This is a genomic window from Verrucomicrobiota bacterium, from assembly GCA_016200005.1.
Lineage (GTDB): Bacteria > Verrucomicrobiota > Verrucomicrobiia > Limisphaerales > PALSA-1396 > PALSA-1396.
In genome coordinates, this window is sequence record JACQFP010000078.1 from 64,243 (window position 1) to 88,941 (window position 24,699).

General features: G+C 59.6%; 23 protein-coding genes. 7 read left to right on the forward strand and 16 right to left on the reverse strand.

Going from position 1 to position 24,699, the window contains the following annotated elements:
• Positions 1–279: 279 nt before the first annotated feature.
• The 8 genes from HY298_25145 to HY298_25180 all read right to left on the reverse strand — a co-directional run bounded on the left by HY298_25145 (position 280) and on the right by HY298_25180 (position 9,802).
• Positions 280–1,584, reverse strand: a complete 1,305-nt coding sequence (locus HY298_25145; protein MBI3853544.1) for a hypothetical protein — start codon at positions 1,582–1,584, stop codon at positions 280–282.
• Positions 1,585–1,601: 17 nt separating this feature from the next.
• Positions 1,602–2,372, reverse strand: a complete 771-nt coding sequence (locus tag HY298_25150; protein ID MBI3853545.1) for a glucose 1-dehydrogenase — start codon at positions 2,370–2,372, stop codon at positions 1,602–1,604.
• A 246-nt stretch (positions 2,373–2,618) separates the two neighbouring features.
• A complete protein-coding gene (locus HY298_25155) occupies positions 2,619–4,499 on the reverse strand; it encodes a DUF4038 domain-containing protein (GenBank protein ID MBI3853546.1) in 1,881 nt (626 codons plus the stop codon).
• A gap of 126 nt (positions 4,500–4,625) precedes the next feature.
• Positions 4,626–6,575, reverse strand: coding sequence for a hypothetical protein (locus HY298_25160; GenBank protein ID MBI3853547.1), 1,950 nt, complete (start codon positions 6,573–6,575; stop codon positions 4,626–4,628).
• Between the two features lie 13 nt (positions 6,576–6,588).
• Positions 6,589–6,882: an L-rhamnose mutarotase gene (locus HY298_25165; protein ID MBI3853548.1), complete on the reverse strand. Its 294-nt coding sequence runs from the start codon at positions 6,880–6,882 to the stop codon at positions 6,589–6,591.
• 27 nt (positions 6,883–6,909) lie between these two features.
• The gene (locus HY298_25170; protein MBI3853549.1) at positions 6,910–7,755 is read right to left on the reverse strand and encodes a sugar phosphate isomerase/epimerase; all 846 of its coding nucleotides are present in this window, start codon (positions 7,753–7,755) and stop codon (positions 6,910–6,912) included.
• A complete protein-coding gene (locus tag HY298_25175) occupies positions 7,752–8,750 on the reverse strand; it encodes an SDR family oxidoreductase (GenBank protein ID MBI3853550.1) in 999 nt (332 codons plus the stop codon). The genes HY298_25170 and HY298_25175 overlap by 4 nt, the downstream gene beginning before the upstream one ends.
• 5 nt (positions 8,751–8,755) lie before the next feature.
• Positions 8,756–9,802, reverse strand: coding sequence for a hydroxyacid dehydrogenase (locus HY298_25180; GenBank protein MBI3853551.1), 1,047 nt, complete (start codon positions 9,800–9,802; stop codon positions 8,756–8,758).
• A gap of 5 nt (positions 9,803–9,807) precedes the next feature.
• Here HY298_25180 and HY298_25185 point away from each other — a divergent pair, with 5 nt between their 5' ends.
• Positions 9,808–10,227, forward strand: coding sequence for a hypothetical protein (locus tag HY298_25185; GenBank protein ID MBI3853552.1), 420 nt, complete (start codon positions 9,808–9,810; stop codon positions 10,225–10,227).
• On the opposite strand, the gene HY298_25190 is transcribed toward HY298_25185, so the two are convergent.
• From HY298_25190 to HY298_25200, 3 genes are all read right to left on the reverse strand, one after another.
• Entirely contained in the window at positions 10,224–11,888 is a 1,665-nt protein-coding gene (locus HY298_25190; GenBank protein MBI3853553.1) for a cupin domain-containing protein, read from the reverse strand. The genes HY298_25185 and HY298_25190 overlap by 4 nt on opposite strands.
• Positions 11,885–13,117, reverse strand: a complete 1,233-nt coding sequence (gene rhaT, locus HY298_25195; protein MBI3853554.1) for an L-rhamnose/proton symporter RhaT — start codon at positions 13,115–13,117, stop codon at positions 11,885–11,887. Before rhaT ends, HY298_25190 begins: the two co-directional genes overlap by 4 nt.
• Positions 13,118–13,483: 366 nt before the next feature.
• Positions 13,484–14,971: an aldehyde dehydrogenase gene (locus HY298_25200; GenBank protein MBI3853555.1), complete on the reverse strand. Its 1,488-nt coding sequence runs from the start codon at positions 14,969–14,971 to the stop codon at positions 13,484–13,486.
• Between the two features lie 513 nt (positions 14,972–15,484).
• On the opposite strand from HY298_25200, the gene HY298_25205 reads away from it, so the two are divergent.
• The 4 genes from HY298_25205 to HY298_25220 all read left to right on the forward strand — a co-directional run bounded on the left by HY298_25205 (position 15,485) and on the right by HY298_25220 (position 19,802).
• Positions 15,485–16,402, forward strand: coding sequence for a type II secretion system protein (locus HY298_25205; protein ID MBI3853556.1), 918 nt, complete (start codon positions 15,485–15,487; stop codon positions 16,400–16,402).
• 12 nt (positions 16,403–16,414) lie between these two features.
• Entirely contained in the window at positions 16,415–17,419 is a 1,005-nt protein-coding gene (locus HY298_25210; GenBank protein ID MBI3853557.1) for a hypothetical protein, read from the forward strand.
• Between the two features lie 12 nt (positions 17,420–17,431).
• Complete coding sequence (locus HY298_25215) at positions 17,432–19,063, forward strand: sodium/solute symporter (GenBank protein MBI3853558.1); 1,632 nt, start codon at positions 17,432–17,434, stop codon at positions 19,061–19,063.
• Between the two features lie 259 nt (positions 19,064–19,322).
• Positions 19,323–19,802 (forward strand): hypothetical protein, encoded by a 480-nt coding sequence (locus HY298_25220; protein ID MBI3853559.1) that lies wholly within the window; start codon positions 19,323–19,325, stop codon positions 19,800–19,802.
• A 105-nt stretch (positions 19,803–19,907) separates the two neighbouring features.
• Here the strand turns inward: HY298_25220 and rpsR are convergent, their stop codons facing one another.
• The 4 genes from rpsR to HY298_25240 all read right to left on the reverse strand — a co-directional run bounded on the left by rpsR (position 19,908) and on the right by HY298_25240 (position 21,996).
• Complete coding sequence (rpsR, locus tag HY298_25225) at positions 19,908–20,174, reverse strand: 30S ribosomal protein S18 (protein MBI3853560.1); 267 nt, start codon at positions 20,172–20,174, stop codon at positions 19,908–19,910.
• Between the two features lie 5 nt (positions 20,175–20,179).
• Entirely contained in the window at positions 20,180–20,347 is a 168-nt protein-coding gene (rpmG, locus tag HY298_25230; protein MBI3853561.1) for a 50S ribosomal protein L33, read from the reverse strand.
• A 3-nt stretch (positions 20,348–20,350) separates the two neighbouring features.
• Positions 20,351–20,959, reverse strand: a complete 609-nt coding sequence (locus HY298_25235; GenBank protein ID MBI3853562.1) for a TraR/DksA C4-type zinc finger protein — start codon at positions 20,957–20,959, stop codon at positions 20,351–20,353.
• Between the two features lie 200 nt (positions 20,960–21,159).
• Positions 21,160–21,996 carry a GTP cyclohydrolase I FolE2 gene (locus HY298_25240; GenBank protein ID MBI3853563.1) on the reverse strand — a complete coding sequence of 279 codons (837 nt, stop codon included), beginning with the start codon at positions 21,994–21,996 and terminating at the stop codon, positions 21,160–21,162.
• Between the two features lie 228 nt (positions 21,997–22,224).
• On the opposite strand from HY298_25240, the gene HY298_25245 reads away from it, so the two are divergent.
• The gene (locus tag HY298_25245; protein ID MBI3853564.1) at positions 22,225–23,163 is read left to right on the forward strand and encodes an endonuclease/exonuclease/phosphatase family protein; all 939 of its coding nucleotides are present in this window, start codon (positions 22,225–22,227) and stop codon (positions 23,161–23,163) included.
• A 147-nt stretch (positions 23,164–23,310) separates the two neighbouring features.
• Complete coding sequence (locus tag HY298_25250) at positions 23,311–23,700, forward strand: DUF2314 domain-containing protein (protein ID MBI3853565.1); 390 nt, start codon at positions 23,311–23,313, stop codon at positions 23,698–23,700.
• 59 nt (positions 23,701–23,759) lie between these two features.
• On the opposite strand, the gene HY298_25255 is transcribed toward HY298_25250, so the two are convergent.
• A complete protein-coding gene (locus tag HY298_25255; GenBank protein ID MBI3853566.1) occupies positions 23,760–24,617 on the reverse strand; it encodes a serine/threonine protein kinase in 858 nt (285 codons plus the stop codon).
• Between the last annotated feature and the right edge of the window lie 82 nt (positions 24,618–24,699).

Below are 24,699 nucleotides of genomic sequence, written 5' to 3' on the forward strand. Positions count from 1 at the left end.
GTTGCAAAGCAGTTTCGCATATACTGTCTGCCAGAATTAGTTTCCCAGTTGCCCCTCAGCTCTTCCCTCTCCCCATCCGATGGGCAGAGGGTGATCGAAGACCGGGTGAGGGGTCCGTGTGTTTCCATTCGGAAATTTATTTTGGCAACCGCGTTAAGGCAAAGGAGACTGTATCTTGCCGTTGATTTTCAACGTAGGCGCGTGTTGGTCCAGGCCCGACCCCGACCATTGGCTCCAGCTCTCGATCGGAAACTGGCATCGTAGTCATAAGCTCACATTTCACACGTCACCAGCCTGGTTGGCCGGAAAGACCGAGGCCGGCGGGCGAACGCGGAAGTCCATTGTGACGATCCACGTGAGCATCAGTGCGAGCAACGTGAAGATTGTTTCATTGACGACACCGGCGCGCAGGGATCCGGGATGCAGCAACGCTTTAGCCCACGAGATCGGCACGGCCTTCCAGGTCAGCAGCAGGAACGACCACGCGCTCATGGAACGGGCGCCGCGCACGCGATGCACGATCAGGACACAGACCGCCACCGAACAGAGGAAGGCAAGCGTCCAGGCCACCATCGGCGTGCCGAACTGGTGTGCCGCCGAAAAATGCACGAGGTCCAAGGCGAACGCGATAAAGGTAATCGTGATGGCGATGTGCCAGGCGAACGAGGGCCAGCGAAGCGCGATCCAAAGCAGCACCGCGCCGAAGACCGAGTAGGTGATTCGAAACTGCAGCGTGGGAGCCAGCCCAAACAGACCAACGGCGAGAACCGCCACCCAGGTAAACTGGTGCCATCCATTGTTGGCTGGCGGCGGCGGTTCTGGCGGCCAGCCGGCGCGCAATGAATCACGATGAACCCAGGCGCACAGGCCGAGCGCCGTTCCAAGGCAGAATCCAAACACCATCTCCATCACTTTCCACCAATCGTACCAAGGCGGGCCGATGGGGAAGTTGTGCCCAAGTGACATGATGGCGCCACCCGCGCCGAACCCGAGACCACCCATGCCGCCCCAGAGCGCGAACCGACCGGGAATCCGCCCCACGCCGCGCCACGTGAGCCAGGCCAGCCACAGAAGCGCGGCCAGCAGCAGCCCCGCCCACACTTCTTCCCTCGGTTTGTTGACGGGGTCGGAGAAGTAAATCAGCTTCGGTGCGTTGATCTGCTTCCAGCCCGCGCACGTCCCGAGTGGCAGCAGCGTCAGGCCGATCGTGGCATCCCGGAGCGAAGGGCGTTTGTCGGCGAGCGCCAGGCCCAGAATGGCGCCGCCCAGCAATCCCCACACCGCCCCCTTCACGGAGAGACCGGCGAGTCCCCACCAGAAGGTTTCGAGGTTCAGGATGAATCCGACGGTCTGGCCGTAGGTCTCCTGTCCGCCGAATCCGATGCCAACCGCGCCCCAAGCGGCGATGAAGCCGCAACGAGAATCGTCGCGCTGCAACAAGAGGCAGATCGCCAGGGCGACCAGCGCCCCCGGAATCATCGCGCCGAACTCCCCGCCGCCGATAAAGCCGCGCAATCCCCAGCCGAGCGACATTGTCAGGGCCGGAAACAAAACGAACATTCGCAGGCCGGGCGCCGATTTCATAACGGGTGCGGCCATTTTTACCTGCGATACCCCAGCGCGGCGCCACCATCGGGACAAATCGCCTGGCCCGTCAGGAAGGCAGCTTCGTCCGACGCGAGGAAGGCGCAGACTTCGCCGATCTCCTCAATCGTCGCCATGCGGCCCAGCGGATGCCAACTGTCCACCTGCCGCAACGCTGCTGCCGTGTCGGATTGTGTGCTGGCCCACTCCTGCATCAACGGCGTCATCACCCCGGCCGGACAGACGGCGTTGACGCGGACGCCCTCCGGCGCCAGGTCCAGCGCGAGCGCGCGGGTGAGGCCGATCTGACCCGCCTTGGTGGCGACGTAACCCGGCGCCGCAGCTTGTCCAATGAGACCCACTTCGCTTGAGAGGTTGATGATGCTGCCGCGGGTCTTGCGCAAATGCACCACCGCAAATTTGCAACCCATGAAGGTGCTGGTCAGGTTCAGGCGCACCAATCTCTCGAAATCTTCCACGCTGGTCTGGTCGATGGTCAGGGCTGGCGGATGCCAGCCGGCGTTGTTGACGAGACAATTCAGTTGGCCAAAGCGGTCCACCGCGAATAGCACCGCCGCCGCCAGGTCCGCCTCGTTCGTGACGTCGCAACGGATGAACTCGGCGGCGTGCCCGGCGGAAGTGAGTTGCGCCGCCGCCGCTTTCCCGCCCGGTTCGTCGCGGTCGGCGATGACGACTCTGGCGCCGTGCTGGGCAAACACTTTGGCGCAGCCGAAACCGATTCCCTTGGCGCCGCCGGTGATGAGCGCAACCTTGTCTTTGAGTTTCATCCGGCTTCGTTCAGTTGAATAAATTTTACCGCGCTTGTTCCGTAGAAGAACTCCCGTTCCGCCGGGTTCGGATCACGTTCGGGCGCTTTCTGAGAGTCGCGGTCAACCCACATGGTTCATCCCGTATAGAGCAGTCAGCCTCTCCAAGCACGCAAAAAGACGCGCAATGAAGAAGCTTCGATTCCATTGGCTGCACCGAGCAACGTGCGGTCGGGATGCACGAAGGCGAAAAGAGGACGCCTCAACTCATTTCACACGCGTTGAACCAGACGATGCACTTCCCTCGGCCGCGTCGTTGTAGCAACGGCCACTCCAGTCGAAGTGACAGTCGAACCGCGCGTTCGCGAGCGTGAGTTGGGTTGGCAGCTCGGCCGACGCACCGGTCTTCTGGTCCGGCGGCGTGGCGCCCGGACTTTTGGCCTCCAGAATCAGGACCCAATCGTGATCGTGGCCGGTGGGAGGTTCGCAACGCCACTGTCCGGTCTCATCGGCGCGCACTTCTCCCAGCTCCTTCCGTTCGCCGGTTACAGGATCGAAATGCGCCGCCTTCCACGACGCACGCGTGCCGAGGTTGCGCACGAGGATTGGTTCGCTGCGCGGCACCCAGATGATGCGCACCCGGTCAGGGATGCCCGCCGCCTGCGGCACGTAGAGGTCCGCTTTGGACTGATTCGTGAACGCCGCCCATTCGGGATGCGGTGTGAATTGGTGCCACGGATACTGCGCCAACAATTTCTTGCCGAGCGACACTTGCCGTGAGCCGGCCAGGTTCATCGCCTCTTCCCAGGTGATTTTGCCGTAACCCACGCCATCTTTTTTGCCGTTCGGCGAGGGACCATGCGGTTGGCCGGGACGATTGCATTGCCAGATGCCATTCGCGCCATAGGTGTGGCCGGCGGCACCGTTCAACATGCAGACCCAGAACATGGCGCGCGGCCATTGGGCGGGGATTTTGTCCATCAACATTTCATAACTCGCTTCGCCGTTGATGACCGGCATGACGGGTTTGTCCGCGTAAGACTCGCGGATGGTGCGCACCGTAGGAGCCACGGCTTCGCGCTGACCGTGCGGCGTCTGGAGCATGTCGATGTCGAGTAGCGAAAGGTCGTCGATGGCGTTGCGCGAGCTGAGCCGACCGATGCCGGTGGGATGAATCGTGATGAGGCGGTGAAAGGGATCAATCCCACGGAGGTAGCGCGCGACCTCGGTCCAGCTTTTGACCTGCTGACGGTCATCGTAGGGAAAGCCCTTCCCCAGATAGTACGGCAGGTTTGCCTCGCCCGCCACGCACCACACGACCGGTAACGCGCCGTAACGCGCGACGAGGTAGCGCCAGTGTTGCTTCGCTTTCTCGACGCCCATCCACGGAATGAAGTAGCCCCAGGCGCCGACGATGCAGGGCGTGACCCCTTGCTCCACCAGATACTGCAACCGTTGATCCGCCGCATCGAAATATTCGGGGCGGATGCTGGAGTAGTTCGTCTGCCAGGGGAAACCGGCTTCGTTCGCGCCGCGCGGGTCGAAGGGCGGCATGTCCGGGTAAAGGCCGGCGACAATTTGAATCAGATTGAAACCTTTTGCTTTCCGGTCCGCCGTTAGTTGTTTGAATTCGTCCGGCCAATGCAGCCGGTGGCAAAGCCCCATCCACCACGTGTCGCCCAGCCAGAAAAACGGCGTGCCGTCCGCCTGCTCCAGATATCGGCGGTTGGCTGACACCTGGAGCGGGCCGTGCGTGAACAGCGGGTTTTGTCCCTTGTAGCGTTTCACTTCCACCTTGCCGGCGACGCCGTGAAGTCCTTTGTCCTCGGTCACCGAACATGCCGTGCGGAAACGATGCGTTCCCGGAACCGGCGACGCGTAGCGCACCTTCCAGACATTTGTGCCCGCCCAAAACGCCGGCACGCGCAGTTCCCGTCCTTTCGGATCATGAAAGATGGCGTCGAGCGTCACCTCGCTGAACGGATCGGCATAGGTCCGGTTGGCGGTGAACGTCAACTCGACCATGACATTCGCCTCGGTCTTCAAGGCGATATCCTTCGCGGTCGCCACAAGGGCCAATGCGGTCCAAAGGCACAACGCCAGGACCGGTTTGCACCACAACATTGGGATTAGATTTTTTTTCTGCATGGCAATGATTGATTTAACTCCTTTGATTGAACTTCAGCAACTATTTGAATTCACCAGATCCAAGGTCAATCGCTTGCGCCGCGATATTGTCTCGCTGCTTGGGTGGTTCACGGCGCAACGCGATCCTCATTGCAGCGGGCGATAAAGGCGCGCCCGGAATGGCTGCTCGCGCAACAGCACCGCCTGCAAAAAGCGGAAGCTGTCGGCCAGGTAACCCTCGTAGCCCGCCGGCTTGCCATCCCAAGTGGTCCAGTCAATTCCCTTGGGATAGCTGTCCGTCACGCCGTTTTGAAATCCGCCTTGCGCCTGCCGCCCCAGCATCGCGCGCAAGACTTTGTCGGCCTCGGCGCCCTCACCGACCACGTAGTGCGCCGCTAGAAAATGCAACACCTGCCCCGCCGTGATGCCGCCGTTCATGTAATAGCCAAACGTATCGGTCCCGTCCTCGCGCTTGGGTAAACCCAGCGCGTCCGGCAACAGATAATCTCCGCGCCGCACCGGCACCAGCATTGGCGGCACGCCCAGATCGAAGCGGGTGAACCCCACCGCCTCAATTTTCCTCCGCAGTCGCGCGAGTATTTCCCGGCCTTGCGCCGGCTCGACGAGTCCGTATTCGATGGCCAGTCCATTGATGATCGGCGAGGCGTAATCATGCAGTTCGCCGTCCTCGCTTTTCCACCACGCGAGCCAGCCGGTCTGCGGATTGAAGAGTGTTTTGAAGTAAGCGGCCTTGAGGCGGTCGGCGAGTTGCGTGTAGCGGGTCTGCTGCGCGCGCCGATTGAGTTTCGATTCCAGATCGGCCAGGCACCGCCACGCCCGGTAGATGAGCGCGTTGCTGTAACTGTCCTTGTGGCCGCAATTCAGAGCGTCCCACCAGGCACAGGAACGCCCCGACCCCTTCTTCGCGTTCAGCGTGCCGTAGTTGCCGCTCTGGATCGCCTCGACGAGGCCGTCGCCATCCACGTCGCGCCCGGCGAGATAATCGGCAATGAACTCAAGCCGCTCAATGCCCCGTCTCAGCCAGGCCTTGTCCCCGGTGGCTTCCACATAATCCCACGCGGCGATCAACGGGCCGGAGTTGGCGTCGAGAAAGTTTGCTTTGTCCCAGTAGCAAATCACTTCGCCATTCGGGAGCACCTTCTGATCGAGCCACCAATCCAGCGTGCGACGGACCAGCGTCATGGCCGAGATGTCCGGCGCGAGTTCCGGCACCCAATACGCCTGGTCGGCATAGAACCACAGCGAGCAACTCGCCGGGTCGCTGATGACGTTATTGGCCAACATGCCGGCCGGGGCGCTGGCGGGCTTGCCCTGCTCTCCCCACTGCGCAGTCGGTTGAAATGCATTAAACCAACCGCGGCGCGCCGCCAGCCAAAACGATTTGTCCTTCATGCCTCGCGGTGCGGCCAGACGGACCGGTGTCAGCGACAAGGCGCAAGATTGGCCGGCGCGAAGGGGCGGCAAAACCAGCGCCAGATCAACCGTGTGCTTCGCGCGGCTTCCCTCAAGCCGCGCTTTCACGCCGTGGCTGCCTTTGCCCGCCAGCAGCATCTGGCCGAAGTCCGGCGCGCTGAGGATGGCAGGCAGATGAATGTTTCCATCCGCGTCCCACGAGGAGGGCAGCAGCGTCGTCGCCGCCACGCGCGGATCAAATGGGAATTCCAACTCGACCTCTTCCACCGGACTCAACCCCGCGCCTCGGGCGACGAACGTCATCGTCAGTTGACCCGCGCCCGGACGAACGCGCCACTCCAACTCGGCATCCGGCGCGAGGCCCAGGCGATAGCGTGTCTCCGTTTTGTCCACCTTCTCGACCTTGGTCTCGAAAGTTTCACCGCCACTCCATTGTCCATTTACCTTAACCCGCAGTCCAATGGCGGTTCCTGTTCGCAACAGATTCACTCTGGCACGATCTCCACCCTCCGTGTCCCAGCTCAACACCGGGAGGCGAGCGCGGGCGGGATCGGCTTCGAGGCGAAGGACGGCGTTCGCATCCGCGGCCAGCACGCGCGGTGACAATCCCAGCAGGATTATTGCACAGCGGCACGCCATTTGGATCAGGGAGAGACGATTCACAAGAATTTTGAGCTTATTTGAATTCACCAAAACCGAACGCTTTCGGGAGAACGGTGAAAGCAATGCCGCCTTGCGCATCAGTTTCGAGGAACTCCGTCATGCGCGCGTCCCAGCGCGCGAGCATCGGGTCCTGCCGGCTGCGCTGCCAGTGGTCCTCGCTCGGCGCGGCGGCGAAGAGGAACAGCCGGTCGCCGTCGCGGTAGATGGCCATACTCACCTGGTTCGCGCGCATGCCCGCCGCCAGTTCGGGCCACAGTTGATCGTGCGCAAATTTGTATTGCTCGTGAGCGCCCGGGCGCAGTTTCATCGCAAGACCAAGCGTAAACATAAATACTCAGCCAGATTTCATCTTCGCGCGGAGAAAGTCGCGGAGCTGAATCGTTTCCGAGAGGTTGTCCACTTCATTACAGTGTTCCCAATCAATCCACACGTATTCGACACCCACATAGCCGCGGTAGTCAGCCTTCCGCATTGCGCGAAGGACGCGGGCGTAGTCGATGGTGTTCTGCTGAAACGAGGTTTGCAACCGGCCTTTGCGCGCGCCGCGGGCATGGAAGTGCGACGCGTGCGCGATGAGCGGTTCGACCGCGCGATCCGGCAGACCGGCGCGGGTGAAGTGCGTGTAGTCGAGCGTCAGTGTCAGGCCGGGCACGTCGCGCACGAGACGCAACGCCGCTTTCGGATCCGGCGCGATGGAACCGACGTGAGCTTCGATGCTGAAAACGATGCGATGCTGATTCGCCTGCTCGACGCGCCACGCCAGTTCAGCGCAAGTGCGATGCCACGAATCGGACGGTGACTCGCCGTCAAAGTTCACGCCGGGCAGCGTGGTAACATGCTTCGCGCCGGCGGCGGCGGCGTAATCCAACGTCTTGAGGAACCAATTCCGTGCCCGTTGCCGACGCGCCGCTTCCGGATGATTGATGGCGTACGGGATGAAACTTGGGTTCATTTGCAGAAATACATCCGCGCATCGCAGCCCGCGATCCGCCAGCTTGCGACCCAGTTGTCTTCCCGACTTCACCGGCGAGACAAAAACTCTCGAAGGCCACAGATGCGAGCGGCCCTCGAACAGCCCGATGTCCACGCCGTCGAACTCCAGCATGGCAATCAAGTCCAGGACCTTGTCGTGCGGCAACAAGGGGAACGCGAAATCAGCACAAGCGAGTTTCCACTTCATAGTTTGCCCTTTCCTGATTTGCCGCCCGCCATGAACGCCGTCCGTCCGTGGGTTTCCCACTCGGCGGCTGTGAGGTAACCGGCGTCAATGACCAGCGTCGTACCGGTGATGCCCGACGAATCCTCGCAGCTCAAGAACAGAATGGTCTTGGCGACATCGTGCGGCGTCAACGACACGCCCATCGGCACGCGGCGCAGGCGATTCCGCAACGTGGCCTCCGGGTCCGCAGTCGCATTCAAGTGTTCGCGCAGCATCGGCGTGTCGGTGATGCCGGGGCAGACACAGTTGCAACGGATACCGTCGGCCGCGTAGTCGAGCGCGATGGATTTGGTGAGGCCGACCACGGCGTGCTTCGTGGTCGTATAGACGGGCGTCAGCGCCTGCCCGACGAAGCTGCTGATCGAGCCGACGTTGACAATGCAGCCGCGTCCGCTCCGGCGCAGATGCGGGATCGCGTGTTTGGTGGCGAAGAACATGGACTTCACATTGACACTCATCACGTGATCCCACTGCCGCTCGGTGTATTCGTGCAGCGCCTTGATATGCACCAGGCCCGCGTTGTTGACAATGATGTCCAGGCGGCCGAAATGCTCAACCGTCCGGCGAATGGAAGTGTGTACCTGCCGTTCGTTGCTCACATCACAAGCAATGGAAAGAGCTTCGCCGCCCGCCACTTTCAACTCGCCCGCAATCTGCCGGCTCACCGCCAGACGCCGTCCGACCAGCGCGACCTTGGCGCCTTCGCGAGCAAACAACCGCGCCGTGGCCTCGCCAATGCCGGAGGTGGCTCCACTGATCCACGCGACTTTGTTTTCAAGTCTGCCCAGTATCCGTGTAGTGCAGCCCGTCCCGGCTGCGAGTTGCGGCAGCGTCCCGCTGCCCGCACTAACACCCGGCGGGACGCCGGGCGAACTCGCAGGCGAGGACGCCTGCGCCACCCCGCTCCCAGATTCACGGCTGCGATGCACGATCCCGGAATGCTGGAGGTTGCCCATAAGGTCTAGTGAGAATGTTGTTTCCGAAACCGCGCCCACCTCGCCTGAAAGCCTGCCCGCTCGAAGACTTCGGGGTTCAGCACGCCGTGCGGCCGCGCGCCGAGCGAAAGATCCACCATCACCTGGCACGCGGCTCGCCCGATGTCTCGGAACATCTCGTCGGTCCATGCGATGCTGTGCGGCGCGAGCAACACGTTGTCAAGATCAGCGAAGCGAGACGGTGCGGTGACCGGCTCCTGCGCAAAGCAGTCAAGGGCTGCTCCCGCGATGCGTCGGTTCTTCAGCACGTCATACAGCGCGTCCTCGTCCACGATGCCGCCACGCGCGGTGTTCAGCAGATACGCGTCCGGTTTCATCAACGCCAGTTGCTGTGCTCCGAGGAGGCCGCGCGTCTTTTCGGTGAGCGGACAGTGAATGGAAACAAAGTCGGCTTGCCGGAGCAATTCTTCCAGGCTGACCAAACGCGCGCTGGCCTTCGCCGCCATCTCCTCATTGACGAACGGGTCGAACGCCAATGGCTGCTTCATCCCAAAGCCGCGCAGCAGTTCAATCGTCTTGCGCGCGATGCCGCCGAGGCCAATCACACCGAGCGTGCGGTCGCGCAATTCGCGGCCCATGTGCTTCGCGCGCTCGTCCCACTGGCCCGTGCGCACGAGCCGGTCCTTGATGCGGACGTTGTGGCTCAGCGCGATCATCCAGCCGACGGTCGCCTCGGCTACGGGCCGGTCCACCGCACCGACCGTGATGGTTACGAGCACGTCAGCCACAGTGCAGGCTTTGACATCCACCGAATCATAACCGACGCCGAACCGCGCCACGACGAGAAGATTGTCGGCCTTCGCCACGCTTTCGGCGGTGACTGCCGGCGTCAGCACGATCACACCTTGCGCATTGCCAATCTGGTCCGCACCGATTTGTTTGCGGTGCTCTTGGAAAACGCGCTGTTCGATGTGCGGCTGTTCCGCCAGCACCGACAATCCGATGTCCTGATACTTGCACGCGCCTTTGCTGTCGTAGAAATCGGCGGTCAAGGTGACGATGAACTTACTCATGGCCAATGGCAGACAAGCTGAAGCTTGAACTCCAACGAACCACAACCCGCCGCTGGAGTTCAAGCTTTAGCTTGTTCGGCGGTGTGAGCATCAACTTTCGTGCGCTCTTGCAGCCAGAGATGTTGTCCGCCCTCACCCGTTTCATCAACCTGCTGGCAACCCAACCCACCCCTGACCCCTCCCAGGAGGGGAACAAGTCACCGTGTGCCGCTCCCCTCCTGGAAGGAGTTGGGGGTGGGTTCATGGGTTTGAGGCGCGGAATTTTCCGCTGGAGAATTCTCTCCCCCAGGAGAGGGAAATCACTATCGCATGTCTGGAAAAAGTCAGTGGACGATGAACGCTCTCCAGTGCTGAAAAAGTTTCTCCCTCTCCTTGGGGGAGAGGGCCGGGGTGAAGGCGAGCGTTTCATAGTACTGAATTATTAAGAACTTTCTTTCCACGGATTGCCTTCCACCGTGGCGCAATGTTCATCCACAATGACGCGCTCCGGCACTGGTCCGGCATAAACCCAGATCATGGCCATCGGTTCCTTGCTCTCGTTGATGAAGTAATGGACGCGCCCGCGCGGTTGCAGCGCCGTGTTGCAACCGGACTGTTGATAGCGGCGTCCCTCCACGATGCAAACCGCAGTGCCTTCGATGATGCAGATGGACTCGTCGAAATCATGAAAGTGCGCCGGCAAACGCCCGCCCGGCTGGAACAAACCGTAGCCACCGCTCATTTCGATGCCCGGCATGAGGTTTTTGTTGAAGTGGTCAATGAAACTCGTCCCCGGCCCGGCCTCGGATCGCGGCGCGGTGGCATGGCGCGTCACGCGCTCTTTTCCGGGAACATGGGCGGGTTCGTTTGGCATCGCGCGACGCTCGAACGGAGTTGAAACCAAATCACGACCCGGAGACTCCGAAGCCAGCGCGACGTGAACCACGCCGCGTCCAGTGGGCGAATCGTTCCAAGCAGAATGCGCCAGACCTCGCGGGATGACGATAGTGTCGAGCAGGCCGAGTGAATATTCCCGGCCTTCCACCGCCACGATCGCCGTTCCCGAAAGCACGGTGATGGATTCGCTGACGGGATGAGTGTGATACGGCAGCTTCGCGTCCGGCTCGAACGTTACGAGACCCGTCGTCAGATTTCGCGCGCCGTTATGTTTCCCGACCAGGCAGTCGAGGGAAACGCCTGGCGCAAGGTCGACCGGTGGATTTTTCCCCGGCTGGTTCATCGTTTCCGCACGGTCGGGGCGCAGCGATTCCGGCGGGCGCGGCAAAGGAGTAATTGGCAGCGTGGTTTTGTCCGGCACAAACGTCGCGGACATTGGCCGGTCGCGGCCCACAACACCGAGTGCGGCGTGCAGACTGCGCAAAAGCAATCCGCTGTCCGAGCCGACCCCCAACATGCGAAAGCCTTGCAACCGGCGTTCGATCAGATTTTCGTGGCTCGTCGCCATGATGCCGCAGTCTTTGCCGTGAGCACGCAGCGAGTCTTTGATGGCTAGCAATTCTGCGGCAACTCCCGGCCCTTCCCATTGTCCGCGATGACCCGCCGTCGAGGAGTAGTCCGCCGGGCCGAAGAAAAAAAGTTCTGGGCCGTTGACCGCGCAGAGTTGCCTGATGTTGCGACCGGCGCTGACGGTTTCGATGATGGGCACGACCAGAACATTTTCGTTGGCTTCCTGCGTGTGCTGCACCAAACACTGTCCCCAGCCCGTCGCACGCTCTGCCCCAATGCCACGAATACCCTCGGGCGGATACGTGGCGAACGACACGGCTTGCTGGAGTTGTTCTGCCGTTTCAATCCACGGAATGACGACGCCGTCCGCGCCAATGTCCAGCGCGCGCTTGATGAGGCCGGCGTTCAATTCGGCGACGCGCACCAACACAACCGTATCGCTGCGCACCGTGGCGCGGACGTGTTCGAGGATGTCCTTCCAATCGAGGTGGCCGTGTTCGGCATCGACGACAATCCAGTCGAGGCCAAGCGCGACCGCCATTTCTGAAATGCTGGCCGACTCCAACGTGACCCACAGGCCGTAGATGGTTTCGTCTGCCGCGAGTTTTGCACGCAACCTTTTGAGGGCGGACGTTTTCATTTGGTATCGACCGTAGCCGCGGACGTGAGTCCGCTCTGGACTATTTCCGCGGAAGAAGAATGAGCGGACTCACGTCCGCTGCTACGATGTTCAGGGAGCACCGCTGGCGCTGAGCTCTCCTTCGCGAGATAATTCCCATAGCCGATGACCACGGTGGACGAAATCAGCACGACCAAACCCAATCTCATCATCCAATGCGTGCGCCCGCTGACGCCCTTCCACTCGGCAAGAAAAACTCCTAGCAGCGTTCCAAAAATGATGATGCTGGCCATGTGCAAGGTCCAACTGGAGAAATCGTATCGGCCCATCTTCGTCGTGCCCATGCCGTAAAAGAAGAACTGGAGATACCACAGCGTTCCGGCAAGGGCGCAGAAAAGATAGTTGGCGAGCAACGGCACGCCTTTGGGTTGGAGTTCAAGCTTTAGCTTGTCGGGGTCGTTCGAACAAGCTGAAGCTTGAACTCCAACCTCGCGATTGAGGTAGTCGCCGAAGGTTTTATTGCGGAGGTTCAATGTAAAACACCAGATGACGTTGGTCGTGAAGCCGCCGGCGAGCACGATGATGAGCACGGGCAGGTTTTTCCACAGATCGGACGCGCCATTGGTCACGGCGAGTTCGGCGATGGGTTTGCCCGCGGCAAAGCCATAGGACATGCAGGCGCTCATGATGCCGCAGACCGTCGCCACCCAGACGCCTTTCTTGAAACTGAACTCCTTGACGCTCGCCTTCTTGTCCTGCTCCGGTAGCTCGCGTTCCTTGGCCATGCCCGCGAAACCACTGATGACGATGCCCAACAAACACACCGCGACACCGCCCATGACGACCAGGCCGGAAGTCGTCTGGAGGACGCCTAAAAATTGCCCGTTGAAAATCGGTGGCAGCAAGGTGCCAAAAGCCGCGCAATAACCGAGCGCCATCGCCGTGCCGAGCGCAAAGCCGAGGTAGCGCACCGTGAGGCCGAACATCGCGCCGCCGATGCCCCACAACACGCCGAAGAAATAACTCCAGAAAAGACTTTTCGCGGGAGCGTTGGACAAAGTCGTCAGGACATTCGGCACTGCGAGAAGGGCAATGATCCACGGCGCAACAATCCAACTGAACACGCCGCCGACAATCCAGTAACTTTCCCACGACCAATGTTTCACCTTGCGGTAAGGCAAATAGAAAATCGCCGACATCAGCCCGCCAATGGCATGGAGCAAAACGCCGAGTGGAGGATTTGGGATCATATAATCAGGCTATCGTATAAAATCAGGGTTCATAGGTGATTGCTCCTCCCAATTCATGGCTAAGCTTCTTCAAAACTGAAATGACATCTTCATCGCGATTGTAGTGACGTCAACTTATGTCTGCTTGTATGCCAAAGACGTTCGGGATTTCCAGCTCCACCAACGAAAAGTAAGCAATCGGATCTCCTGTCACGTCCTTCAAAAGCCACGTATCTGCGTGGCCGGGAAGAACCGAATTCAGTGCTGCGACTGCATTACTGCGAGACTGAATAGGCGAGAGAAAATAGGACTTCATAGCGGCGTCCGGCCTTGCAGCCAGTGATCATTTCGCCCTCTAACACATCTCATGTTTTGGACCGCAAGACATCACGCCAACGGGCGCGCGACGGTTTGGTTGCGGAGATAATCTGATAGTGTTTCCGGTCCGAGAACGCCGCCGCCGCATCCGCTCAGATTGCAGCCGGCGTAAGGCATGCCGTGCGCGAAAAGATTGTGGGCGTTGATCCAACTGTTGCCTGCCACCATCTGTTCTGCGACACGGTTCGCGCGGTCGAGGTTGTTGCTCCAAACACTGTTGGCGAGGCCGTAAGTGGAACTGTTGACCAGTTCGACAACCTTGTCCTCGTCGTTGAACGACATCACGTAGGCGACCGGCCCGAAAATTTCTTCGCGCGCGCAGACGTTGCCGGGATCGCCGGTCAGCAGCGCCGGCTTGACGTAATAACCCTGCTCGTGACCCTTGACTTCCGCGCGTCCACCCGCAAGCAGAAGTTTCGCGCCGGCTTTCACACCTTTGTCGAGATAGCCCAGTACCCGCGCGCGTTGCTTCTCGCTGACGACCGGGCCGATGTTCGTGTCCGGCTCTGCGCCATAACCGATCTTCATCCCGCCGAGCGTGGCTGTGGCCTTTTCCACAAACTTGTCGCGAATTTTTTCATGCACCAGCCAGCGCGTGGCGGTGCAACAAACCTGCCCGGCATTGAGCGTGACCGCTCCCGCGAGCGCTTCGGCCACGGCATCCACGTTCACGTCGTCGAAAATCACCGCTGCGCCTTTGCCGCCCAGCTCTAGTTTCACGGGCACGAGATTTTTTCCGCACGCTTCCGCGATGAGGCGTCCCACTTCCGGCGATCCGGTGAACGACATGCGTTTGAGTCCCGGATGCCGCGCGAGCGCCGCACCCGAAGTTTCGCCGAAGCCGGTGACAACATTGATGACACCCGGCGGCACACCGGCTTCTTCCGCCAGTTTGGCGAAGTAGAGCGTGGAAAGCGGAGTGTCTTCGGCGGGTTTGATGACCACGGTATTACCGGCGGCCAGCGCGGGGGCGACGCCCCAGCCCACGAGCAGGAACGGAAAGTTCCAGGGAAAAATAAATCCGCAGACGCCATAAGGCACCCGGACCGTGTGCGCATCAAATCCGGACACGGCAATCGGTTCGCGGCGACGCGTGTGCACGGCGAGGTCGGCGTAGTAGCGGAAGGTCTGCGCGGCGTGCGGCACGTCGAAGGCGGCGGCCTGGCCGCGCGGCTTGCCGACATCGAGCGACTCGATTTGCGCGAGAACTTCCTGCTGTTTGATAATGAGGTCAGCGAGGCGATGGAGAATCACCGCCCGATCATTGACCGGCATCGTGGCCCAGCCGCTTTTTCGGAAGGCAGTTTGCGCGGCGGAAACCGCCGCGTCCACGTCCGCAACGTCACCGGCCGCCACGCGGGCGAGGACGGTGCCGTTGCCGGGATCACGCGTCTCGAAGGTTTCTCCGCTGACGGCCTCAGTCCATCGCCCAGCGATGAACATTGGGAGAGGTTGGGTGGAGAGGAATTTTGTAACTTCCGGATTCAGGTCTGGCATAACTCAATTTTGGCAACGGTTTCAAACCCAATCGGGCAAAAGCCCGTTCGCAACGGCACGTGTGTTCCGCCGGATGGGTCGCCGTGAATTCTAGCAAGGCGGGGAAGCGCGGCAATACAATTAAGCCCGAAATCCGAATGTGGGTTCGGGGCCACTTTGCCAACGGCAGCCGATTTCTTCCGCGGAGCGCGCGGATACGACGGGCGAGACGACTCCATTGGCAAGACCCATCACGCATTATGCGCTTGAATTTATCGCCGTCCCGGTCAAGCGTTTTTCGTGATCACTCTCTGCTCCGCCGCCCAGACTCGTTCCTGGCCTTTTGGGACCCAAGCCAAAGTCAGGAAGAACGCACGCCGGCTGGCGATGATCCGATCGCTCCTTGCGTGGCTTGGCGTCTTCGAAGTGAGCGGAAAAGGCGCGCACGCCTTCGCCCCGCGCCTCAAAACCAAGCCCGAACCTGCCGTGATGGATTGGCAGGGCATAACGCTCAAGCCAGCGGAAGGGCAATTCATGAATCAAGTTCGCATGGGGCACGCCAAAAGCGCTTTCACCGCCAGCGCGCGAATCAACCCTGGCTTGGGTGATGGCGGGGTCGGCGCCGGTTTTACCCTGATCGAACTCCTCGTTGTCATCGCCATCATTGCGATCCTGGCGGGCCTGCTGTTGCCCACGCTCGCCAAGGCCAAAGCCAAGGCGCAGGGCATCCAATGTCTGAGCAACCTGAAACAGTTGCAGCTCGGTTGGCTGATGTATGCCGATGATCATAATGGCCGCCTGGTGTTTAACGCGCTGGACCCCAATTCACCGGGTTGGGTCAAAGGCATTCTCAACTTTGATGGCGCGAACCCCGACAACACCAACACGGTTTATCTCACCGATCCTCAATATGCCAAACTGGCTCCCTACACCGCGCGAACGGCGGGCGTTTACAAGTGTCCGGCGGACAAGAGCACCGTGAAGGTTCGCGGGCGCATCCACCCGCGCGTGCGCAGTCTCAGCATGAGCCAGGCGATGAACTCGCCGGACGATTGGTTGAATGGCGCCCACGGCAGCGGCTTATATCCGCCGGGCAGCCGCTTCACCATCTTTCGAAAACTCGCGGACATCCATCCCATGGGACATTCCAAGGCCTTCGTTCTGATCGATGAACACCCTGACGGCATCAACTATGGCGACTTTGCGGTGGTCTATCGGGACGCTTCCGAGATCCAACAAACCCGGATCATTGACATGCCGGCCAGCACTCACAACGGAGCGGGCGGGCTTTCGTTCGCGGATGGTCATGCGGAGATTCACAAGTGGCTGGACTGGCGCACCCGGCCGCCGGTGCTTTACAGCGATAGTGGGTGGCTGACCTGGACTCCCAATTGCCCGGGCAACCGGGACATGATCTGGTTGTCGGAGCGAACCACGATTCGCGAGCAATAAAGGAAAAGCTACATGTTGAGCCGCTTCTCCCCATCCGCACTGACGCTCATCCTTTGCACCGTGACCTGGTTGGCCTTTGGCGCTGAAACGGCCAAGCAGATCGTTCTCGCTTCGGACGGCCACTGGACTCATCCGCTCACCCACAAACGCAAACTCAACTCTCCGCTCGTCGAGGTCACGCCGTTCGTCTTCAAGGAACGGCTTTATCTCCTCGAAAACTGGCAGAAGCAATGGGAGTTTCCCGGCTCGCCCGATGGCAGCCGCTTTCAGGAAGACGAAGTGCGCCTCCGCGACGTCGAGCGAGACCGGATCGTCTCGACTCCGCTCCGCGGTCACGGCTTGGGCATGGCATTCGTGTGGCAGGGCCGCGTTCATGTCTTCGCTGGCAACTGGGGCCAGGAAAAGAAATGGCAGATCGCCGAGATTGAAATGACTTCGTCCGACGATCTGGTAAACTGGACGAAACCCAGCGTCGTCCTGCGCGCCGAACCGCCGGAGAAGTTTTTCAACGTCTCCGTCTGCCGCGGACGCGACGCCTTCGTGCTGCTGGTGGAATCGAACGATCCCCAGTGGCCACCGTTCACATTCAAGTATTTCACTTCCGCCGATCTCACGCAGTGGACGCGGGTGCCGGACGCGATTTATGGACGCGACAAATACGTCGGCGGCCCGGCGCTCTACTTCGAGGGCGACTGGTATTACACGCTCTATCTCGAAAGTCTCGGCAGCGGCAAGTACGAGACCCGCATCACCCGCTCACACGATTTGCGCCGGTGGCAGGACGCGCCGGCGGGCCAGCCGTTCGTGACGTTCAACGCCACCAACTCCGTCCACCCGTTGCGCCCCGCCCACATTCGCGAGAAAAACGCGAGCGACGCCGAAGTGGTTTATTGGAAAGGCCAGACGCTCGTGTATTTCACCGGTGGCGATCAGCAACTGGCCGGCGACCTCCAGGTTGCCGATTACCCCGGCACGCCGCGCGAGTTGTTTGAATATTTCTTCAAGCCGGATAGATAGAATCGAACTGTCATGACCACCCCGTCCACTCTGCTGGCGCTGGCGGCCATTCATCCCGTTGACCTGGCGGTGATCGCCAGCTACATGGTGGCGATCACGGCGATCGGCATCCTGGCGTCGCGCAAGCAAGCGCGCACGAGCAGCGGCTACTTTCTCGCCGCGCGTTCGCTGGGCTGGCCGATGATCGGCGCGGCGCTCTTCGCCACCAACATTTCCACGGTGCATCTCGTCGGCCTGGCCTCGGCCGGCTACAGCGATGGCCTCGTGATCGGCAACTTCGAGTGGATGGCGACGTTCTGCCTCATTCTGTTGGGGCTGGTGTTTGCGCCGTTCTACTTTCGCAACGGCATCTCGACGCTGCCGGAATTTCTGGAGCGCCGCTACAGTCCTGGCTCACGCGCGTTTCTGGCGTTCATGGCGGTGGTGGCGGCGCTGTTCATCCACATCGGTGTGAGCCTCTACGCCGGGGCGAGGATTTTTGAGCAGTTCTTTCAGATCAACGTGTATTGGTCCATCTTGATCATCTCCGCCCTGACTGCGCTTTACACGGTGGTGGGCGGGTTGAAGGCCGTGGTGGTCACCGAGGCGATCCAGACCGTGTTGCTGCTGTTGGGCGCTGTGCTTGTGACAGGGTTCGCGCTCGCGGCCTTGCCGGAAAAAGGCATTCACTCGCACGCCGACTTCGTGGCCGCCCTCAAGCTGGGGCAGATGAAGATGCTGCATCCCGACGGTGATCTCTCGTGGTATGCCGTGTTGCTCGGCTACCCGGTGTTGGGCATCTGGTATTGGTGCGCCGACCAGACGATCGTGCAACGCGTGCTGGGCGCGCGCAGTCAGACCGACGCCCAACTCGGCCCGCTCTTCGCCGGCTTTATCAAAATCCTGCCCGTGTTCACCATGGTGTTGCCGGGTGTGGTCGGTTACGTGCTGTTCAAGGACAAAATCGGCGACACGCCCGACCAGACGCTGCCGGTGCTGATTGACCAACTCATCCCCACCGGCCTGAAGGGTTTGATCGCCGCGGGTCTGCTGGCGGCGTTGATGAGCACCGTGGCCGGCGCATTGAACAGCACCAGCACGCTCGTGAGCATTGATATCGTGAAGCGCCTCCGGCCCGCGACGCCCGATGCGACGCTCGTGAAGATCGGCCGCATCACTGCCTGTGTGGTCATGCTGCTGGCGATTGGCTGGTCCACGCAGGGCGAGAAGTTCGGCGGCATTTTCAAGGGCCTGAACGCGATGATCGCCTGCCTCGCGCCGCCCATCACGACGGTGTTTTTGTGGGGCGTATTTTGGCCGCGCGGGACGGCGCGCGCCTCGCTCGTGACGCTGATTGCGGGATTCATCATTGGGGCCGTGGTGTTCGTGCTAGATTTTCCGGCGTTCGGTTTTCGGTTGTTCACGACGAAGCTGGGCCTGCCGTTCATGTTGCAGGCGTGGTGGCTGTTTTGTCTCTGTTCGGTTGTGTTCGTGATCACCAGCCTGTTGACGCGACCGCCAACGGAGGCGCAGACGAGGAATCTTTGCTGGCCAAATCCACTGGCCGCGCTGCGGGCTCAACAGTTCGCCGGGAGCCGTGATCCGCGCCTGGCGGCCGTCGTACTGTTCGTCACGATGATTGTGCTCTACGCGCTGTTCGCGTGAAGTGCGCGGCAGGGGATTCTTGCAAAGCCAGTTCGCACTTTCCCTCCAGGAGCGGCAGCGATGGCGAATCCACCGCGCTCCGGGAGGGTGGCGGTTGCGCTTGGGACACGCCGATTCTGGTTGGACAAAGTTTCAACCAAGCGCCCAGGCAGTGCAACGCAGGTCAAGTGCTCCATCGTTGACTGGAACTTCAGTACGCGCGCTTCCTTTCGCCAGACGGGTGGCGATTCCGCGTTTGAGTTTCAGGTTGGTTTCCGATTTGGCCATTCAGATTTCGGCATTCCGCCCGGCGGTGCCAGCCAAAAAACCGATCCTCGTTGCAGCAGCATTGCTTTGGAGAAGGCAGCTTGTTCTGCAACCGGTCATCAGCGAACGTAGCCAAGCGTCGAACCTCCAGGCAGCTCAGGCCGGGGCGACGTGTTCCCGACGCGCTGCCGCGGGTGAAAAAATCACTGGCAATCCCTGTCGAATCCTCTTCCCCGCCGCGCAACGTCAGGACTCTCCGCCCATCAATTCGCGCCGCCACGCAGCGGTTCCAGTTCAGCATAAACATTTTCCCTTTCAAGTGGGAGTGGATGGATCTCAGATGATGACAACACGAAATTTGGAGAAGTCGTCAACGCAAGAACGTCCGGTCAAGAATGGGCAAGCAAGAAAAGACAAGTGCGTTGTCGAGTTTGATGGGATGGATCTAATGGCGCCGTTCTATGACAACCAGAAGGCGCCAAGTCGCCGCTAAAGAAAGGAAATTTCCGAACTGCCTCGTTCCGGCTTAACGGCGCACGACGACTGAGCTATTCCGCGAGAAAAGAAATCCTCCTCTTCTCGAAAAAAGCGCCCGGCGCTATTTCATCAACAGCATTTGCCGGGCGCGCTTGATGGAACGATTGAGCTGGCGTTGATAGTGGGCGGGCAGACCCGTGTATTTGCGGGGCAAAATCCGCCCCTGGTCGGTCACAAATTGTTTGAGCAAATTAACGTTCTTGAAGTCCAGCGCATCCACCGTGAAATCGATTTTCGGCTTCGGACGCTGGATCCGCATTTCGGACATTCCGGTCCTTCCACGCGCGCCGCGATTGTCGGTTTTTTCCTTGTTGGTTTTGCGGGGCATAAAAGTTATTTGATTTCGCGGTGGACCGTGTGGCGGCGGAGGAAAGGATTATACTTCTTGATCTCCAGTTTTTCGGTCTGCAACTTTTTGTTGCGCGTGGTCATGTAACGGGAGGGCGATTTGCCTTCCTTGCGCGCCTCCGTGCATTCGATCGTGATGATTTCGCGGGGCATGGATTATTCCTTTTCCTTGGCTGGTTTTTCCTCGGCCTCTTCCTCTTCCTCAACTTCCACCACCCCGGTGCTGTCCACCGAACCGAGACTGCCGAGACGCCTTTGACGCAAGGCGCCTTCCCGTTCCAGTTGGGCTTGGGCCTCCACCGTGAAGCGCGCCCAGGGAATCGCCGACAAACGCGCCTTGGGAATGTGTTTGCCGGTCAGTTCGCAAACGCCGTACGTGTTCTTCTGAATCCGCTTCAGTGCCTCTTCGATTTCATAAATGGCATCCTGGTCGGCGGAGAGCAGGCTCAACGCAAAATCGCGGTCAAAATTGTCCGTGCCCGAGTCGGCCATGTGCAGACTGTAGCCAGCCATTTCCTGCGCCGATTCCTCAGCCAGTCCGTCCATCTGGCGGCGCAACTGGTCCCGCAGTTCCAGCAAGTGCATGTAGTACTTGGCCCACTCCGGCTTGATCTTCACTTCGCCATTTTTCTTGACGGCCTTGGCCGTCCGAAAGCCAAGAATTGCCGCCGCGGTGGCGGGCTGCGGGTTGGCAGCCGCTTTCGCCGGACGATGCGGCTTGTGCGCGCCGGAACTTTTCTTTTCGATATTTTTCTTTGTTGTCACAACTCGATTAACACTTTTCCCCGGTTCAAATTTGATTACTTCGACCGAAATGGACATCTCGCATCCATTCGAGAGTGCGCGAATGTAACAAAGGAAAACAAATACGCCACAACAATTTTAAAGAATTTTTGGGAAGGAGAAACACACCGTCCCGGCGGCCGTCGAGACTCGCAACCAACCGCTGCATCAAACCCGACCGGCTATCCTTTTTCGATACAGGCGTAGGCGTTGTGACTGTGGATGCTTTCATGGTTTTCCGCCTCCACTTTATACCAGGTCACGTCGGGATGCGTGTTGAGCTTGAGCACGACGTTGCGCACCAGGTCCTCCACAAACACAGGGTTGTCATAGGCCCGTTCGGTGACAAACTTCTCATCCTGACGCTTGAGCAACGAATACAGCTCGGAACTGGCCGAACTTTCCACCAGCGCGATCAAATCCTCAATCCAGATGGCTTTCTTGGACCGGATTTGCACGGTTACTTCGCCGCGCTGGTTGTGTGCGCCGCGAGCACTGATCGCCTTGGAACAGGGACACAGCGTGGTTACGGCCGTTTTCACCGTCAGCACAAAATCAATTTCTTTCCCGCACGCCGTCGCATCGAACCGCGCGGTGTAATCCATCACGCTCTCCATGCCGCTGACCGGGGCTTTCTTGACCAGAAAAAACGGGAACTCCATTTCCAGATGGGCCGTCGCAGATTTCAATTTCTTCTGCATGGCGTAAAGAATGTCCTCGATGTTCTCCACGTGCACCACGCTACCGTGGGCGTTGAGCACTTCGATGAACCGGCTCATGTGCGTCCCTTTGAACTCCTTGGGCAAATCCACATACATGCCGATGGTGGCGATGGTGTTCTGCAACACGCGCGCCTTGTCCCGGATTTGAATGGGAAAGCGCAAGCCCCGCACGCCCACCTTGTCAACCGGCAATTCGCGGTGATCGCGCTCGTTCTGCTTATCCTGCATCTTCAACTGCCCGTTTCCCTGCGCCCTGCTAAGGCGTGCCGGACTCGCTGACCTGGAGATTCTTTGCATGTTCCCAAAATAGCAGTCGCCGTCGGTTTTGCAAAAGGATTCTCCCCGCTTTTTGACCGGGTTCGGTTCGCCTAATCCGGAATCATGCAGTTGAACACTCCCCTCTCCCCGCCCCTCTCCCCATCCGATGGGGAGAGGGTGAGGGGTTCGTCGGTCTGCATCGTCACCGCTGATAATTGCCGCACTTGGCTTTTGACTTGGCGTCCTCGGAACTCTATTACCAGAACGATGAATCCAATTTCACCTTTTTGGCGCGCGGCCATCGGCTTGGCTGCTGTGCTTTCATGCCTTTCGCTGAGCGCGGCGGAAACCATCCGTGTCGCCACCTACAACGTCGAAAATTATCTCGATCAACCGACGGCCTCGCGAACTCACTCGAAAACCGCCGAAGCCAAAGCGAAAATCCGCGAAGGCATCTGTGCATTGAAACCCGACGTGCTGGCGTTGCAAGAAATAGGCGGCCCAAGCGCCTTGCAGGAGTTGCGCGCATCACTCAAGACCGATGGCTTGGACTTCCATTACTGGGAACACGTGACCGGCTTCGATACCAACATCCACGTGGCCGTGCTCAGCAAATTTCCGTTTACTGCGCGCCGTCCGCATACGAATGACAATTTCCTCTTGAGCGGGCGACGATTCCGCGTCAGTCGTGGCTTTGCGGAAGTGGATATCAAGGTGAATCCTAACTATTCCTTCACGCTTATCACCGCCCATCTCAAGTCGCGCCGGCCGGTGCCGGAGGCCGACGAAGCCGAACTGCGTTTGGAAGAAGCGAAACTGCTCCGCGAAAACATCGACGCCCGCCTGGCCGCCAATCCGAATGTGAACCTCATCGTCCTTGGCGACTTCAACGACAACTACAACAGCAAGGCGATTAAAACGGTGATTGGCCGGGGCAAAACTGCGCTGGTTGATACGCGGCCCGCCGAACGCAACGGTGACAACCAACCCAATCCGACCAACCCGCGCTATTCACCGCGCAACATTGGGTGGACTCATTATTACGGCATTGAAGACACATACAGTCGCATCGACTACATCATGCTCAGCCACGGCATGGCGCGGGAATGGGTGACGAACGAAACTTACGTGCTGACGATTCCGAATTGGGGTGTCGGCTCGGATCATCGACCGCTCGTGGCGACATTCGAGGCTGAGAACAAGTAGTGGATGGATTTGCAGCCTTTGCCGGTGGAGTGATCACTGCAAAAATTATCACGAGTCAGTCTCGACAATGAACTTCGCCGATAGCAGAGTTAAATGTATGAACCGAGATGGGCTACAAAGTTTCCAATTAACTTACTGGTCGTGCGCATGTCCGACTTAATGTCATTCGACGGTCATGATGCCGAATTGAATGCGGCAATCGAAGAAGCACAGCGACGTTTGCCAGAGTTCCGCCGCGCCCTTCAAGAAGACGCCCGTCGCTTGATACCCACCATCGAGGGCGCTCTCGTGAAAGCTCGTTTCGAGAGCATTTGTACAGGATGTGCCGAACACCTTTGGATCGAAGATGCAGGTTTCGAGGGCAACAAAATCGTTGGCACCTTATCGAGTGTTCCCCAGGAGATCCCGGAAGTCAGCAAAGGCGACTGGGTGTCTGTTTCTTTCGAGTCGATCTCTGATTGGGTTTATCGTCAGGGCGGTCGGACCTTTGGAGGATTTACTGTGCGAGTCATGCAGAGACGCGGCCAGCAGTGGTAGCATCATGACCGTGCGCTTAACATCTGTTTAGGCCGCAAAACTCACGTCCGCTGCTGCCTTCACACATACAGCGCCGTTTTCAAATCATGCATCAGCAGGCTCATGAACGGATAACGTTTGAGCGGGTCGTGCTCCAGACATTTCAAAACCACCTTCTCCAAGTTCGCCGGCAACTCGGGATTGTATTGGCGCGGCACGACAAAGTCTGAGCGATCCAGTTGTTTGCGCAAAATTTCCGCCGGTGTTTCGCCGGCAAACGGTTTGTTGTTGGTCAGCAGTTCATAGGCGGCGACGCCAAAGGCGAAAATATCCACTCGATGATCGATAGGCTGCCGTTGCAATTGTTCCGGTGCCATGTAGGCCGGTGTGCCAGGATTCTTGGACATCTTCTTCGGCTCCTTGGGAATTGGCTTGGCGAGATCGAAATCAACCAATCGCACCGTGGCGTTGCGCGTGATGAGCACGTTCTCCGGTTTGAAATCGAGGTGCATGAAGCCGCTGTCATGCACGTGCTCCAGTCCCACCGCCATGTCGATCAATATTTGCGCGACGTTTTCCAACAGCACAGGATCGTGGTTCGCATAAAGCTCCTTCAGGTTCGCCCCTTCCACGTATTCCATGAGCAGGTAGGGCGTGCCTTCAATCTTGCCGTGCTCGAAATAACCGATCACGCGATCGTGGTTGTGGATTTTGGAGAGAACTTCGCAACCGCGCAGAAATCGTTTCCGCGCCAGAAAATTAAAGCGCAACCGGTGATGCAGCCGGCGGAGCGCGAACGCTTTTCCCTTCGAGTCGGTGGCCAGCCAGATGTCCGCCATGCCGCCGCTGTTGATCAGTTCCTGCAAATAGAACCGGCCAAAGGGTCCGGGTTGAGGCGATGCGGCGGATTCGATTTCACTCATTGCGTTGATCGACATGGCGCGTTTATGTAACACGCCACCTGACCACCTGCCAATGGTTTATCTGTGGCACCGAATTCCAGCTTGGCGGATGGGCGGT